General features: G+C 42.3%; 12 protein-coding genes. 8 read left to right on the forward strand and 4 right to left on the reverse strand.

What is annotated here, in order from left to right; genetic code table 11:
* The first annotated feature begins 129 nt into the window (after positions 1–129).
* From OCV36_RS19975 to OCV36_RS19985, 3 genes are read left to right on the forward strand one after another with little or no spacing between them, the layout of a single operon-like run.
* On the forward strand, positions 130–1,218 hold the full coding sequence (locus tag OCV36_RS19975; RefSeq protein WP_135457825.1) for an efflux RND transporter periplasmic adaptor subunit: 1,089 nt from the start codon (positions 130–132) through the stop codon (positions 1,216–1,218).
* Entirely contained in the window at positions 1,218–2,273 is a 1,056-nt protein-coding gene (locus OCV36_RS19980) for an efflux RND transporter periplasmic adaptor subunit (protein WP_135457826.1), read from the forward strand. Before OCV36_RS19975 ends, OCV36_RS19980 begins: the two co-directional genes overlap by 1 nt.
* Positions 2,270–5,329: an efflux RND transporter permease subunit gene (locus OCV36_RS19985; protein WP_135457828.1), complete on the forward strand. Its 3,060-nt coding sequence runs from the start codon at positions 2,270–2,272 to the stop codon at positions 5,327–5,329. The genes OCV36_RS19980 and OCV36_RS19985 overlap by 4 nt, the downstream gene beginning before the upstream one ends.
* 158 nt (positions 5,330–5,487) lie before the next feature.
* Here the strand turns inward: OCV36_RS19985 and OCV36_RS19990 are convergent, their stop codons facing one another.
* Both OCV36_RS19990 and OCV36_RS19995 read right to left on the reverse strand, forming a co-directional pair.
* Positions 5,488–6,225: an EAL domain-containing protein gene (locus OCV36_RS19990; protein WP_135457830.1), complete on the reverse strand. Its 738-nt coding sequence runs from the start codon at positions 6,223–6,225 to the stop codon at positions 5,488–5,490.
* A 575-nt stretch (positions 6,226–6,800) separates the two neighbouring features.
* Positions 6,801–7,436 carry a hypothetical protein gene (locus tag OCV36_RS19995; RefSeq protein WP_135457832.1) on the reverse strand — a complete coding sequence of 212 codons (636 nt, stop codon included), beginning with the start codon at positions 7,434–7,436 and terminating at the stop codon, positions 6,801–6,803.
* A gap of 362 nt (positions 7,437–7,798) precedes the next feature.
* Between OCV36_RS19995 and OCV36_RS20000 the strand changes: the two genes are divergently transcribed.
* From OCV36_RS20000 to OCV36_RS20010, 3 genes are all read left to right on the forward strand, one after another.
* Complete coding sequence (locus OCV36_RS20000; protein ID WP_017074348.1) at positions 7,799–8,044, forward strand: DUF2164 domain-containing protein; 246 nt, start codon at positions 7,799–7,801, stop codon at positions 8,042–8,044.
* A 192-nt stretch (positions 8,045–8,236) separates the two neighbouring features.
* Complete coding sequence (locus OCV36_RS20005) at positions 8,237–8,776, forward strand: cytochrome b (protein WP_017074347.1); 540 nt, start codon at positions 8,237–8,239, stop codon at positions 8,774–8,776.
* Positions 8,773–9,342: a YceI family protein gene (locus tag OCV36_RS20010; RefSeq protein ID WP_029224957.1), complete on the forward strand. Its 570-nt coding sequence runs from the start codon at positions 8,773–8,775 to the stop codon at positions 9,340–9,342. Before OCV36_RS20005 ends, OCV36_RS20010 begins: the two co-directional genes overlap by 4 nt.
* 335 nt (positions 9,343–9,677) lie before the next feature.
* On the opposite strand, the gene focA is transcribed toward OCV36_RS20010, so the two are convergent.
* Positions 9,678–11,129: a formate transporter FocA gene (gene focA / locus OCV36_RS20015; RefSeq protein WP_135457835.1), complete on the reverse strand. Its 1,452-nt coding sequence runs from the start codon at positions 11,127–11,129 to the stop codon at positions 9,678–9,680.
* A gap of 274 nt (positions 11,130–11,403) precedes the next feature.
* Here focA and OCV36_RS20020 point away from each other — a divergent pair, with 274 nt between their 5' ends.
* Complete coding sequence (locus OCV36_RS20020; protein WP_135457837.1) at positions 11,404–12,309, forward strand: LysR substrate-binding domain-containing protein; 906 nt, start codon at positions 11,404–11,406, stop codon at positions 12,307–12,309.
* Between the two features lie 225 nt (positions 12,310–12,534).
* The gene (locus OCV36_RS20025) at positions 12,535–13,029 is read left to right on the forward strand and encodes a DUF1097 domain-containing protein (RefSeq protein WP_135457839.1); all 495 of its coding nucleotides are present in this window, start codon (positions 12,535–12,537) and stop codon (positions 13,027–13,029) included.
* Positions 13,030–13,338: 309 nt separating this feature from the next.
* Here the strand turns inward: OCV36_RS20025 and OCV36_RS20030 are convergent, their stop codons facing one another.
* A complete protein-coding gene (locus OCV36_RS20030; RefSeq protein ID WP_135457841.1) occupies positions 13,339–15,102 on the reverse strand; it encodes an ATP-dependent endonuclease in 1,764 nt (587 codons plus the stop codon).

Consider the following 15,102-nt stretch of genomic DNA (forward strand, 5'->3'; position numbering starts at 1 on the left):
CACATTCTACACTGTTTTTATTGAAATAAAAAATACTGCACAGGTGGAAAGTAAAGCTTGAGAATTATCTGATTTTAAATATACTGCCCACCTGTGTAATAAATCATAATAATTAAATGGAGAAGCATCATGCAATCCAATTTGTCTATCAAAACAAGTGCAAGTAAGCGTGTAGCCTTGGCGATCGCAGCGTTCATATTTGTTGGTTCTTTAACTGGATGTAACAAAGTTCAGTCAGAAGAAAGCGTTCAAGTGATTAAACCTGTAAAGCTGTTTGAAATACCTCCGCAAAGCGATGTGGAGCTAGATAGTTTTATCGCCAAGGTTGATGCAACTGATCGAGCTGCGCTTTCTTTCCAAGTGAGTGGAGACATAGAAACGTTTTCTGTTCGAATGGGACAGGAAGTGAAAAAAGGCCAAGTACTAACGATGTTGGACGCCACGGATTACCGTATTGCGCTTGACGCGGCACAAGCGAGATTTGATTTGGCAAATAGCCAATACAAACAAGCTTCAGAGCTGTACTCGAAAAAGCTAGTAAGCACTGATTACTACGATCAAGCCTTGAACACATTTACTGCCGCTGAAGTTGAGTTGGACCAAGCAAAAACAAACCTTGGTTACACCACATTAGTTGCTCCATTCGATGGCGTGGTATCGATGGTGTTCGGTAAGCAATATCAATTAATCGCAGAAAAAGAGCCGGTACTTAACATTTTGAATCACAGCGAAATGGACGTGACGTTCTCAATCCCAGTATCCAAGCTTGAGAACCGTTCGATTGAAGACCTAACGAGTTCGAACATGTGGGTAGTGATGGATAGTCACCGAGGCATTCGTATCCCGACTCGCTTTAAAGAGATATCAACGCAACCGGATGAAGATACCAACAGCTACCAAGCGGTTGTGTCTATCGAAAAGCCTCAAGGCATTAATCTGCTTTCTGGTATGACTGCACAAGTTGAAGTTCAGAAAAATAAATCTCAACTAGGCATCGGAATCGTTGATTCTGCATGGTTAAGCAAAGAAACAGACCAAGGTGTGTTATGGCGTTATAACCCAGAATCCCAACTGATTTCTAAAGTGCAAGTATCCCTTAATCCGCAAGGCAACGTAATTGATGGCTTATCTTCAGGAGACCTTATCGTTGAAGCGGGTGTAGATGTGTTATCCGATGGCCAACAAGTAAAAGCTTGGCTACGTGAGGGGGGTATTTAATGAACCTTTCTAAACTATCACTTGTTGTTGCGTCTGCTTTGTTTCTTCAAGCGTGCAATAGTGAAGCTGATCACCGTGAGCAACCTTCTCTTTTAGTTTCAACCTTTGAAGTTGGTCCGCCACTCACTGATCAATTCAGAAGCTTTAATGGTCAAGTTATGCCTGCTGAACTAACGCCTCTAGCATTTAAGCTACCTGGCGAGATCAAGCAAGTTTTGGTTGAAGCTGGGGACCTGGTAGAAAAAGGGCAGCTACTCGCGACTCTAGATAACGATACCTACCTGCAAGATCTAACGGACGCTAAGTCTCAATTTGAACTGGCGAGCAAGCAACTCGCGCGTGGTACCGAGATGTTTGGTAGCAAGATGTTATCTCAATCTGAACACGATCAACTGACCGCTAATTATAAATTAGCATCGGCGAACTTGGCAGCAGCAAAACGTAAGCTAAGTTACACCAAGTTACTAGCACCATTTTCGGGAACGGTTTCAACAGTAGATAAACAGCGCTTTGAAAATGCGACTCCGGGTGAAACGTTATTGAGCTTGTATCAAAACGATAAGGTGTATGTACGAATTCAAGTCTCAGATTCGATTCTGGCATCAATTAGCCCAGATATGCGCTCAAACAGCTACCGCCCTGAAGCAACATTTGGTGGGCATACTGGTCATTACCCATTGACCTATCTAGAACACACCAGTGAGTTACACCCACAATCTCGTACCTACGAATTTTGGATGCAGATGCAACAACCAGAAAACGAAGTTTTGCCTGGTACAAGCGTTACGGTAAACGTAGATATGGCTAAAGCGGGCCTGAGTGATGTTCAAGGCTACCAGTTACCCATGACGACACTACAAGCTGGAGTTGAAGCGAACCAGTTTTACGTGTGGAAACTCGAAGATGGACAAGCGTTCAAAAGCGAAGTTGAAGTTGAAAAGATCAGTGGCAAAGGCGTACTTATCGCTCACGGTGTTGAGCAAGGTGACCAGCTCGTAAACTCGAATTTAAGAAAACTCCGTGACGGAATCAAATTGTCAGGAAAAGCAGAATGAACATCGCAGAATATTCAATAAAGAACAAAGTAATTAGCTGGCTGTTTCTCGTCATTTTGGCCGTTGGCGGTGTCACATCTTTCGGTAATCTGTCCCGTCTAGAAGACCCAGCTTTTACCATCAAAGATGCAATGATTATTTCAACTTACCCTGGCGCGACGTCGATGGAAGTTGAAGAAGAACTGACTTATCCGTTAGAGAAAGAGATTCGTCAGCTTCCCTATATCGACAAGATCACGTCGACATCATCTAATGGGATGTCTCAAATTATGGTGAGCATGAAGATGGATTATGGTCCAGACGAGCTACCACAGATTTGGGATGAAATGCGTCGTAAAATCAACGACCTCCAACCTATGCTTCCAAGCGGTGTTAATTCTGTTCAGATCATCGATGATTTTGGTGATGTGTTCGGGGTAATGATCATGCTAACGGGCGACGGCTATGACTCTGTTGAGTTGAAGCAATACGCCGACTATCTCACCCGTGAAATTGAACTCGTAGAAGGCGTTGGGAAAGTCAGCATTGCTGGAGATCAACAAGAACAAATGTTTGTTGAAATGTCGCTTGAACGCTTAGCGGCGCTGAACCTAGATATGTCGACAGTGACCTCTCTTTTAGCACAACAAAACAGTGTGGTATCAGCAGGTGAGGTGATGTTAAACGGTCAAAGCTTGACGATTAGACCTAATGGCACACTGAGTACAGTTGAAGAACTTGAAAACTTAATCATTCATGGTCGTGACACGGGTAATTTGATTCGCCTTAAAGATGTTGCTGACGTTACACGTGGGATTCAAGAGAAGCCCGGTAATGTACTGACTTACAACGGTAAACCAGCCATCAACCTAGGTATCTCATTTTCATCAGGCGTGAACGTAGTCGAGATTGGCCAAGCGCTTGATGCAGAGTTGGATCGTTTAGAAAGTATTAAGCCAGCGGGTGTAGACCTGAATTACTTCTACAACCAAGCACAAGAAGTCGATAAATCCGTTGCTGACTTCTTGATTAGCCTAGTAGAAGCGGTTGCGATTGTTATCATCGTATTGCTTTTCGCAATGGGTTTACGCAGTGGCTTGATCATCGGTTTGGTACTTCTTCTGACAGTCTTCGGCACGTTCATTCTTATGGACTATAACGATGTAGAGCTACACCGAATCTCACTGGGCGCGTTGATTATCGCACTAGGTATGTTGGTTGATAACGCGATCGTCGTAGTGGAAGGTATTCTTGTTGGATTGAAAAAAGGTAAAACTAAACTTCAAGCCGCAAAAGATATTGTGACACAGACACAATGGCCTTTATTAGGTGCGACTATTATCGCGATCACTGCTTTTGCACCTATCGGTCTATCAAAAGATGCAACAGGCGAGTTCATGGGCTCATTGTTCTGGGTACTTTGCTTCTCGTTATTTTTGAGTTGGGTAACCGCATTAACACTGACTCCGTTCCTTGCTGAAATGCTGCTTAAGGAAGAAGATAAGGTTGACGAAAACGAAGACCCATACAAAGGCATCCTTTTCGATATATTCGGTGCATGTTTAAAACTTGCGTTACGTTTTAGATGGTTAACCGTAGTCAGTATGGTGGCCTTGTTAGCGGTGTCGGTTGTTGGTTTTGGTATGGTAAAACAGCAGTTCTTCCCGCCATCAAACACGCCAATGTTCTACGTGGATATGTGGATGCCTGAAGGTACCGATGTTCGTGAAACGATTAAACAGACTGAGAAGGTTGAAAGTTACATTCGCAAGCAGGACGATGTGGAGTTTGTAACAACCACGGTTGGGCAAGGCATGCAACGTTTTGCGCTGACATACCAACCAGAGAAAAGTTATGAAGCGTACAGTCAACTTCAAGTCCGGACCACAGACCGTGACACGATGTTTAAGGTGCTAGCGGAGTTAGACAAGGATCTAGCGAATCAATTTGAACAACCCACGTTCCAGTTTAAGTTAATCGAATTTGGGCCGTCACCAGCTTCAAAGATTGAAGCTCGAATTATCGGTGCTGACCCACAAATACTGCGTAGTATTGCCGTAGAAGTGGAAGATATCTTGTTAGCGGATCCCGGTTCTCGAAATGTTCGTCATGATTGGCGTGAACGCACCAAAGAACTCGTGCCGCTTTTCAATGAATCAAAGGCGCGTCGTCTTGGTATTTCAAAAACCGACCTGTCTGAGACATTACAGATGGCGTTTGGCGGGTATAACATCGGGTTATTGCGTGATGGTACACATATGTTGCCGATCGTCACTCGCCTCCCTGAAGAAGAGCGCTTTGATTTTGAATCTTTGAACAACGTGAAGATCTGGAGCCCATCGCTACAAACTTACATTCCGGTAGAGCAGGTGATTGATGGTGTTGAGCTTCAATGGTCTGAGCCTTTAATTCAACGTCGTGATAGAAAGCGTACGCTAACGGTGCTTGCTGACCACGATGTGTTAGGTGATGAAACTCCAGCTAGCTTATTTGCTCGTGTAAAACCAAAGGTAGAAGCTTTAGCGCTGCCTGAAGGCTACAGCATTAGCTGGGGTGGTGAATACGAAAGCTCTAAAGACGCTCAGGAATCACTATTTGGTTCATTGCCAATGGGTTACTTGTTGATGTTTATCATCACGATGCTTTTGTTTAACTCGCTTCGCAAGCCGCTTGTGATTTGGTTTACGGTGCCACTGTCTATCATTGGTGTTTCGATTGGTTTGTTAAGTACCAATATGCCATTCAGCTTTACTGCATTCTTAGGCTTATTGAGTTTAAGTGGCATGATTTTGAAAAACGGTATCGTTTTGCTTGATCAGATCAACAGTGAGCTATCCACAGGTAAAGACCCATATTTAGCGGTTGTTGACAGTGCGATTAGTCGTGTACGACCGGTATCTATGGCGGCATTGACGACTATCTTGGGTATGATCCCCTTGGTATTCGATGCATTTTTTGGCTCGATGGCGATTACCATCATGGCAGGCTTAGGTTTTGCTACGGTACTGACTTTAATAGTAGTACCGGTGATGTTCGCTATCCTGTATAGAATCAAACCGTCCACTGCGGGTTATTAGGGATTGATATAAAACAGATTCTTTAAGCCAGCCCAGTCAATTTTGACTGGGCTTTTTTATGGGTGTGATTTGGTTTATAAGATTGGCGCTACAAAAAAGCCGCTAACCACTACCCGCTAACCAAAGGTCAAGCGGCTTCAGATAGAGTAGGGGCAGTTTTAGATGGCAATACGTAAATCAAGCTCAATGGGTTTTGGCATGGCTAAGTGATAACCTTGATACATATCGAAGCCCAAGCCTTGCATCGCCGTAAGTTGTTGTGGGGTTTCTATTCCTTCGATTACTGTTCTTGCGCCAATTTGATTGGCGAGCTCAAGCACTTGCTCCATTTCGAGGATATCGCCTTTTTCGAACTTTAGCATAACAGAGCGATCTATCTTGATGATATGAGGGTTGATATGACGGACACGTTGTTCTGTTGATGCTTGTGTTCCAAAATCATCGACTGCAATTTGAAAGCCACTCTCTGCCAGTGATTGGGCTGCATCCTTCAATCGCTCTTCACTTTCCGCGTTAAGCTCTACCAACTCCATCACGATCTGTTGACATGATAGGTTAAGTTCATTGAGTCGTTTAGCCAACAAAGAATCGTTCACTTTTCCCTCTGCAAACAGTTCACCAACATTTGGAAGAACGTTTAGAAATAGATCTAAATGACGAATCGTTGATTGCGCGAAGTTACGAATATGTATGGCGCGACTCAACCTTTCTACATTGATTTTATCGATGCAAGAAGTTTCATCTGAATGGAAGAAGTGGTCAGGTCGAATAATTTCCCCTTTACTATTTGATAGGCGAACTAACGCCTCTACCCCTATCTGAGTCATAGAACAATCAAATATAGGTTGATAGACGCTTTTTAGTGTTAGGTCTTGATATTTAGCAATAAACTGCATATCGGCATCTACCGATATACAGCTAATAAATTCGCATCTTTCTGATAAAATCATAGTCGTTAGTAAAGGTGTTTATTAAGTGACGATAATACACGTCATGGCTGTCACAATATTGACATATGTTATTAAATTGTCAATTAATAAAAATCCATTCCATTAGTCAATGGTTCAATAAATATAATTAACGATAAAATAGTATAATAATAGATGTTGATTATTATATTTCTTTGTCATTTACTTTAACTGATAGTCTATTGTGAATTTAATGGCTGAGTGATCTATCCCATATCCACCTCAACCAATATAAAGCTAGAACGCCGATACACCAGTGAAAAGTAGGGTTAAAGACTTAGATTATGGGAGAATGTCAAAGTTGCCAAATAGGGAGACTATCGGCGTTACATTAAAATGTTATCTGTATCTCAAAATTGATAAGGTAATGCGATAAGCTATTAATTATTCAAAGTTTAATTTTGAATAATTAATGAGCAGGAGAATGGTTTCTTTTATAAAATATAGAGATAAAGGCTTAAAAATTTACTTTTAATATTAAGTCAAAAAGTTGACCTATATTCTTATTGCCATTGAAGTACCGCATAAAGTTGCAGGTATTTACGAACTAATTGTTGATTCCCTGAGCGTTTTAGTGGGTGTCCAAACTTAATAAAGCACGGACTGATTCGAAAATTGTTGTTCAAGTCAGTTGCAAATTGAGACTCACTCTCTCGCAGTGTAATACCTTGTTGACTGTATTCGGAGACCTCGTCCGGTAATTCACCCATCCACCAATGTAAAAGCTCACCGCTGGTCCTACTTCGGCTTATCCAGTGGTCGGATACGATTATTAAAAGGTCATTGGGTTGGATGGCAAATCCATACTCGGATTGCCATTTATGAATGTCTAACATCAGCTTTTTGCGACAGGTTTTTCCTCCACTCACCATATGATGGCTGATCACCCAAACCGTACCCATTTCGGATGAAATCCGGAAGTAACGAGGGGTATCTCCTGAGGAAAGCATTTCGAGTGGGCTTATGTTACTGGCATGATCAAAACTAACGAAGGTATGCTCCATCCGTCGAGCAAAAGCTTTACCTATGTGATGCTCACTAATCCCTTGATTGTGTACCGTGGGGTAATGGTGTTCACAGAGCTTTAGACAATCATCCTGAAACTGATTGACGCTTTTAATCACTAGATCTAATAACAATGAAGTCCCTTATACACAGTTACTATCTTATTGATGGGCAATAGTACGGTAATTTCTGTGCCATTACCTATCAACAAAGTGTGAGTTCTTGATCCCTCTATCAAAATTAGCTATTCAAAGCCATTTTTATGGATAGCACTGGCACTCTGATGGTCTGTATTCTAAATTATGAGGAATTATAATGAGTTACCAGAATTACGTTGGTTACTTAGATTATAGTGGTGGTTACCTAAATTATAGTGGTGGGTACCCGGATTATCGGAGTTACCAAGGTTACGTGCGCTACCAGGATCACAGCTAACAAACATAATCTTAGTCAGCTAAACACAATTCTTCTACTACCAGTTTATTTGGAAATATTTATGACTATTCAATTAGATTCAAAACAAAAGTCTGAAGTCACTCATGCACTTCAAAAGTACTTGCAAGATGAGCTCGATGTAGAAATAGGCCAGTTCGATACAGAGTTCCTGGTTGACTTCATAAGTAAAAAGTTGGGTGCGATTTACTACAACAAGGGGATAGCAGATGCCCAACAAGTGATGGAGCGAAAAATGTTAGATATCTCAGATGAGCTTTATGAAATCGAACAAATCGTTGAAATTTAAAGGCAATATGCGTTTGTTCGAAAAAAGAGTGACTGGTTCAAAAAAACAACCACTTGTTCAAAAAATTTGAATAACTCGATTAGTTTGAAATGATGTAACTAATGTAAAGCTTGGTAAATAATATGTTACATAAACTTGGTGTAGGGTACGCTTTTCAAAACTACACTACTCGTTAACATTCGGAATAGATACATGGACAACAACGTTAGAAATTACAACCCATTAGCTCGAGCGATGCATTGGATTTCAGCACTCGCGATTTTTGGCTTATTTGGTGTGGGATTATGGATGGTTGATCTTTCATACTACAGCGAGTGGTACAAAACAGCGCCAGACTACCATCGTTCGGTAGGTATTATTCTGGCTAGTGTTACCGTTATTCGCTTACTTTGGAAGCTAGTTACCGCGTCACCGAAGGTGGAAGGTAAAAGCTATGAAGTAGTAGCAGCTAAGATTGCTCACGGTTTTATGTACCTCAACTTAGCCGTTTTATTTATTTCAGGTTATTTGATTTCAACATCAGATGGTCGCGGGATCGACGTATTCAATTGGTTCACTGTTCCAAGTATGGGCGAACTGTTTGAAAATCAATCCGATCTTGCAGGAACGATTCACTACTACGCTGCATGGGTACTGATCATCATGGCATCAGTACACGCTTTGGCGGCGATAAAACACCACGTTATCGACAAAGACGATACGCTACGAAAAATGATAGGAGCTTCAAAATGAAAAAGTCAATTATCGCTACAGGATTAGCATTTGCTATGGCAATGCCTTTCGCTGCGAACGCCGCTGATTACGTGATTGATACAAAAGGTGCACATGCTTCAGTTAACTTTAAAGTTAGCCACCTAGGTTACAGCTTTATCCAAGGTCGTTTTAACACATTCTCAGGTGATTTCTCATTTGATGAAAGCAATGTTGAAGCATCTAAAGTAAACGTGACTATCGATACAACAAGCCTTGATTCAAACCACGCAGAACGTGACAAGCACATCCGTAGCGGTGATTTCATCGATACAAGCAAGTTCTCTGATGCTACATTTAGCAGCACAAAAGTGGTTGATAAAGGCGATGGTAAACTTGAAGTAATGGGCGACCTTAAACTTCACGGCGTTACTAAGCCCATCGTTATCGAAGCTGAATTCATTGGTGCTGGTCAGGACCCATGGGGCGGTGAGCGTGCTGGTTTTGTTGGTACAACTCGTCTAGAGCTTGCTGACTTCAACATTCCAGTAATGGGCGCTTCAAGCTACGTAGACATGGATCTGCATGTTGAAGGTGTAAAGAAGTAATCTAGCTATCAATAATCGCTGATTGTTATCAACATTTTTAGAAACATCAAAAGTTTGGTCGATATCAACTAGCAGGTTAGTTAGAAAAAGGACAAGTAGCTAGACAGCTAGAAATAGAGAAAGGCGCAAAGTATTCACTTTGCGCCTTTTTTATTGAGGTAAATGGCCACGCGTTTAGGTTTGTTTTGTGTCAAACCTTTTATTACGTTTTAAGCCACCATTTACTTCTAGCCAGTCAACGTTGCCATGACTGATTTTCTTAAGTGAACGACTAATCCCTAATCATCCAGCTTTGTTTTAGTTAAGTTAGTATTCGTTAGCTCATCCTTCTTTAGTTAAGCTGTTTCTAGTTCAGCTTGTGGAACCACGTTTAGGCGGTCACCGTAGATAGGGCGTAGCGCTTGCATCACCTCTGTACGAGTCAACACACCGACCATTACGCCATTTTCTAGTACTGGAAGCATATGTGGCTGGCTTACTTTCATCGCTTTTGCACGCTCTTCTAGAGAAAGAGAAGTCAGGCGAGTTGCGTAGCCCATGCTTGTAGTAGGGTAAAGTTGCTCTTTGTCGATACATAGGAATTCAGCAACGTCGACCAACTTATCGCTAGCAGAGATAGCGACTACGTCACGGCTCATTAGGTCTACCACTTTCTGGCCTTTAGTCGGAATGTAGTCTTGGCACCAAAGGTCAACCATTACGTCATGAACAGAGAAGATACCTACAAGGCGGCCTTCAACATCGCAAACAGGAGCGCTAACAAGTTGAGCGTCTAAAAGTGAATCAATCGCAACGGATGTAGGCATTTCTACGCTAAGTGTAATTGGTTGAGTGTTCATGATTTGCTTGATAGTAGTTGCTGTGTTCATAGTGATTTCCTTAACTGACGTAATTTTTGTTGTTTGTGTAATAGCGGTAATTTTTGCTGCTTTAAGTTGTGGGCGACGGTAGATGCTCCAATTGGCTAAGCCGACCAATACCGAACCACCTACGATGTTGCCGATTGTCACTGGTATTAAGTTTGCGGTGACAAATTTCATGACGTTTAGGTCTGCGTACTGGGCTGGTGTCGCGCCGATTTGCATCCAAAAACTCTCTGGTGCGAATGTTTGAATCGTGATGCCTAGTGGAACCATGAACATATTTGCCACACAGTGCTCAAAGCCTGAGCTAACAAACATGGCAACTGGTAAGACAGTCATCATCGATTTAGTCATCGCATTTGCTGAGCTAAACGTTAGCCAGATAGCTAGGCACACCAATAAGTTACAAAGAACACCTAAAGCAAAAGCTTGAACAGGGCTATGATGTAGCTTGTGTTGAGCAATATTTAGAGCGTTCAACCCCCATTGTCCGCCATCAAGTTGATACAAGCCTGCTGCACTTACTAAAGCTAAAAGGAACATCGCACCAATAAAGTTGCCTACATACACCTTGCCCCAGATAGAAAGCATTTTTCCGAAAGTAATCTGTTTGTTTGCCCATGAGATGCTTGATAGCACTGAACTGGTAAACAGTTCACCACCGCAAATAACAATCAGGATTAAACCCATACTGAATGCGACGCCGCCGGCTAAACGACTTAAACCCCATCCAGCATCAGCGCTACCGGTGGTAACCGTGATGTAGAATAAAAAAGCAAGCCCGATGAATGCGCCAGCCATGATTGCCAAACTCAATGTCATGCTGCTGGTTTTATTTGCTTTGCTTAATGCAAACTTCTCTGCTTCCGCCATCATTTCTGTTGGTGAGAACAGTTGATGGTTTTCAGAAGTGCTGGTTGCCATATACCCCCCTTGAACAATCCGTCATGTTTAATTTCCTAGTGTTGATTACTTGGTTAATCCGTAATGGTTAATCAGTAATGTTTTGCAGAGCCCTTTGTGTCCTGCCATTACAGATTAGGGGGTTGAGAGGTACAGGTAAAATTGATAATTTTTAGAAACCACATCAAATTTATTGATATAGATTTGGTTACGCGTAGAATGAAATTGATTGCTCATCGGCTTAGTAAAAAACGAGCAGCAGGACATAAGTTATTAAAAGAATTAAGGATGAATTTTGCGTTATTCATTGAAGCAACTCGCGGTATTTGATGCAGTGGCAGATTCCGGGAGTGTTAGTCAAGCAGCAGACAGATTAGCGTTGACTCAATCGGCGACAAGTATGTCTCTTGCACAGTTGGAAAAAATGCTCGGCAGGCCTTTGTTTGAAAGGCAAGGCAAGCAAATGGCCCTCACTCATTGGGGCATGTGGCTAAGGCCAAAAGCGAAGCGTTTACTGCAAGATGCACAACAGATTGAGATGGGTTTCTATGAGCAGCATTTATTGAGTGGCGAACTCAAATTAGGTGCTAGCCAAACCCCAGCGGAACACCTAGTTCCAGACCTCATCAGTATTATTGATAACGACTTTCCAGAGATGCGAATCTCGCTTGGTGTGCAAAGTACGGATGCAGTTATAGATGGTGTATTAGATTACCAATATGACTTGGGCGTTATCGAAGGTCGCTGTGACGACAACCGAGTTCACCAAGAAGTGTGGTGTACAGACCATTTAACGGTAGTTGCTTCGGCTCATCACCCCTTTGCGAAGCGTGAACGAGTAAGCTTGGCGCAATTAGAACAAGCAAAATGGGTATTACGTGAACATGGTTCGGGTACTCGCAAAGTTTTTGATAGCTCTATTCACCATTTAATTGGCGATCTTGATGTTTGGCGAGAGTACGAACACGTTCCTGTTTTAAGAAGTTTGGTTGCAAACGGCCCATATTTAACGTGTTTACCTTATTTAGATGTCGAACAGTTTGTTGAATCAGGCCAACTGGTTACGTTGAATGTTCCTGAGCTAGAAATGGAAAGAACACTGTCTTTTATCTGGCGTGCTGATATGGCTGAGAACCCACTTGCTGAGTGTATTAAGCGAGAGGGGAAACGAATGATGAAAGGTAAACCATCCATTTTGTAGCTCTTAATTTACAAAATACCAAAAACTATTAACGAAATTCCGATAACTATTTGTGTTGAATAAGCGATTTCGGTCTCCATTTGATGATAAATGCACATTCGCATACATTATTAATGTGACTTAGATCGGCTAAAAAAAGGCTATCTTCCCATAATATGCTTACTTGATTTTAAGTGAGGCTAAATCCGGTTGTAGATATTCCTACAATTAGGCTTTGGAAATAGTATGAGTACATTAGTCGCGATTTCATTAACAACAGGTATTTTGTCAGGTCTATGGGGATGGATTGCTATCTCTTTCGGCTTATTTTCATGGGCAGGTTTCTTAGGTTGCACCAGTTATTTTGCTTCTCCAACAGGTGGCGTGAAAGGACTAGCGGGCAGCTTATTAACTAACATGACAGGCGTATTCTGGGCAATGGTGATTATCGAAAGTTCAACCTTTGCTGGGTTAGAGATCTTAGGCTATGTAATTACCGCTATCGTTGCTTTCTTTATGTGTATTCAAGCGAAACAAGCGTGGTTAGGTTATATCCCCGGCACCTTCATTGGTTGTTGTGCTACGTTTGCTGCAGGTGGCGATTGGCAACTTGTAGTACCATCTTTACTGCTTGGTGGTGTATTTGGATACTTAATGAAAGCTACGGGCCTGTGGCTTCACGAAAAGTCGAACCAATCTTCGGAAGCGGTTGAGCAACACGCTAAGCAAGCGAAGGCTTAATAGATCAGTGATGGTTTAATCAGTTTGCTGCGGTTTAGAAGGTCAGAAACGGCTTAATAAGCCAGCAGATGCTTAGTCAATGTGAACTCTTGCAAGATAACCCCCAATTAATTTGTATAACGATTTATACAGGCACACCGTTTGGTGTGCCTTTTTTGGTTTTAATGGTTCTGGTAAGTTAAAGACGTTGTCAGCAGAAGAACCAATAACAGATATCAGATAAATTAGGTGCTACGTTTAAGTGCTAAGTGCTAAGTGCTAAGTGCTAAGTGCTACGTTTTAAGTGGTTGGGTATTAGGCGGTTAGGTATTAAGTGTTCCCGTTCGCCATGGTGATTACGCGTTTTAACGTCCACCGCAACAACAATGGAATACATTCTTGTCCTTGATTCTCGCAATGAGAAACAATCGCTAAGGCTAAGTCGGGCTTTGCATGTTTTTTAAGAACCTTAGCGACCACCTTTTTCGCTGGGATAGGATGGTCGTAAGGGATTTTTACCATGTCGCGGAAAAAGTTTTCAAATCCGTTCATATACAAGTAATGCTCAATATCCTTGTCAGGCAGTTCAGTGAGGCGGTGTCGTTCTTGATCGTTCCCTAGCTTTGATATCACGGTAGCAGCATACTTCTTACCTGCCGCATCGCCATCAGTCACCACGTGCCAATCGATGCCAAACTCTTGTGCCACCTTGATGAGTGCTTTTAGCCCTGATTGAGCGAACTCGATAATTTGCACCCCTTCAGCAGCAAGGTTATAGCCACACTGGTTAGCTAATTCATTGAATAACCAGACTTCTGTTTCACCTTCTACGAGTAACCAACACCGAGCGAATAGAGCGCCAGAACGATGGAATCGAATGTGAAAACCAATTCGTCTCAATTCGTCTTTACTAAAGTGGTTCATGTTGAGTTGGTTTGCGATGGTTTTGTCGGAGTGGCGAACTAATCGACGAATTGACTGTAGAGGTACTGCAGCGAGGAGATCGCCACTGTTCGTGGTGAGAATTTTCTGCATTGGTAATTTCTGCATCAAACTCCAAGCTCTTGCCAAGTGAGTAGGGTGTAATCGACCTTCTGGATCTTCAAGGATCAAAAGAGGGCGCGCGCACCGTCTTAATTCGTTCGGACCTTTAGCTTGTAGGTACGCGTTAAGTAAACCCATGAATAATAACCGAGTTTGTTTGTTTTTGGTTTCTTCGACAAGCTGATGAATACTCTTATCGTTTGCTCCGGCAGAGTAAAGTAAACCATCGCGTGGTTTTCTTGGATTCTTACGAGAAGCGCTTTTAAATGAAAAGTAATGTTCTATTAAGCTTTGCATTGACTCAAGACTGCTGCGCATCTCGCCTTTGTTTACATGACCAGGAATGGCCATTAATCGTCGACAGGTATTATCAATTCGCTTTTCTATACGAGCCTGACGCCCATTGCCGTTGGTGCCGTTTCCATTGGTCGTGTGATTATGTCCGTTGCCATTTCCGTTACTTGGATTGCCGTTCCCATTCCCGTTTGCATTATTAGCGTGGCCATTAGTAGGGAGATGAGCATTGCGGTTAAGTGCATTTCCATTAAATGGGCGCTCGAAGTGTCTTGCATCTCGTAAGCGGATCACTGGATGTAACGTCATCAATTCTTGAGCGAGCTTTTCTGAATGGTGCAGTTTAAGCGGATTACCTTCTATATCTAAGAAAGCATAATGTGTCGTGGTCTCATATTGCTCTAACGTTGCACTGATTCGGTAGTAGATACGGAAGACACCGAACTCATCTTGTACCCAAATTGGTTTTAGTTTGCGATAACGGCCAGCATTGAGTTCACTCTTGTCGTTGGCTTTTAACGCTAGAACAATTTGAAGGTGTTGAGACTGTGGATGTGAAACTGAGTAATCGACATGAAAATCAGTCATTTCGAAGTGATAGGGAACGCCGTCAGAGGGAAGAACGACGGAAAGGGCATCCAATAATGAAGATTTACCCCAAGTATTTTCACCAATAAGCGTGGTTAGCTCATCAAACGCGAGTGACATGCGCTTGATACCTCGAAAGCCAGAAATCTCTATTCTTTCTAGTTGCAT

Source organism: Vibrio echinoideorum (genome assembly GCF_024347455.1).
Lineage (GTDB): Bacteria > Pseudomonadota > Gammaproteobacteria > Enterobacterales > Vibrionaceae > Vibrio > Vibrio echinoideorum.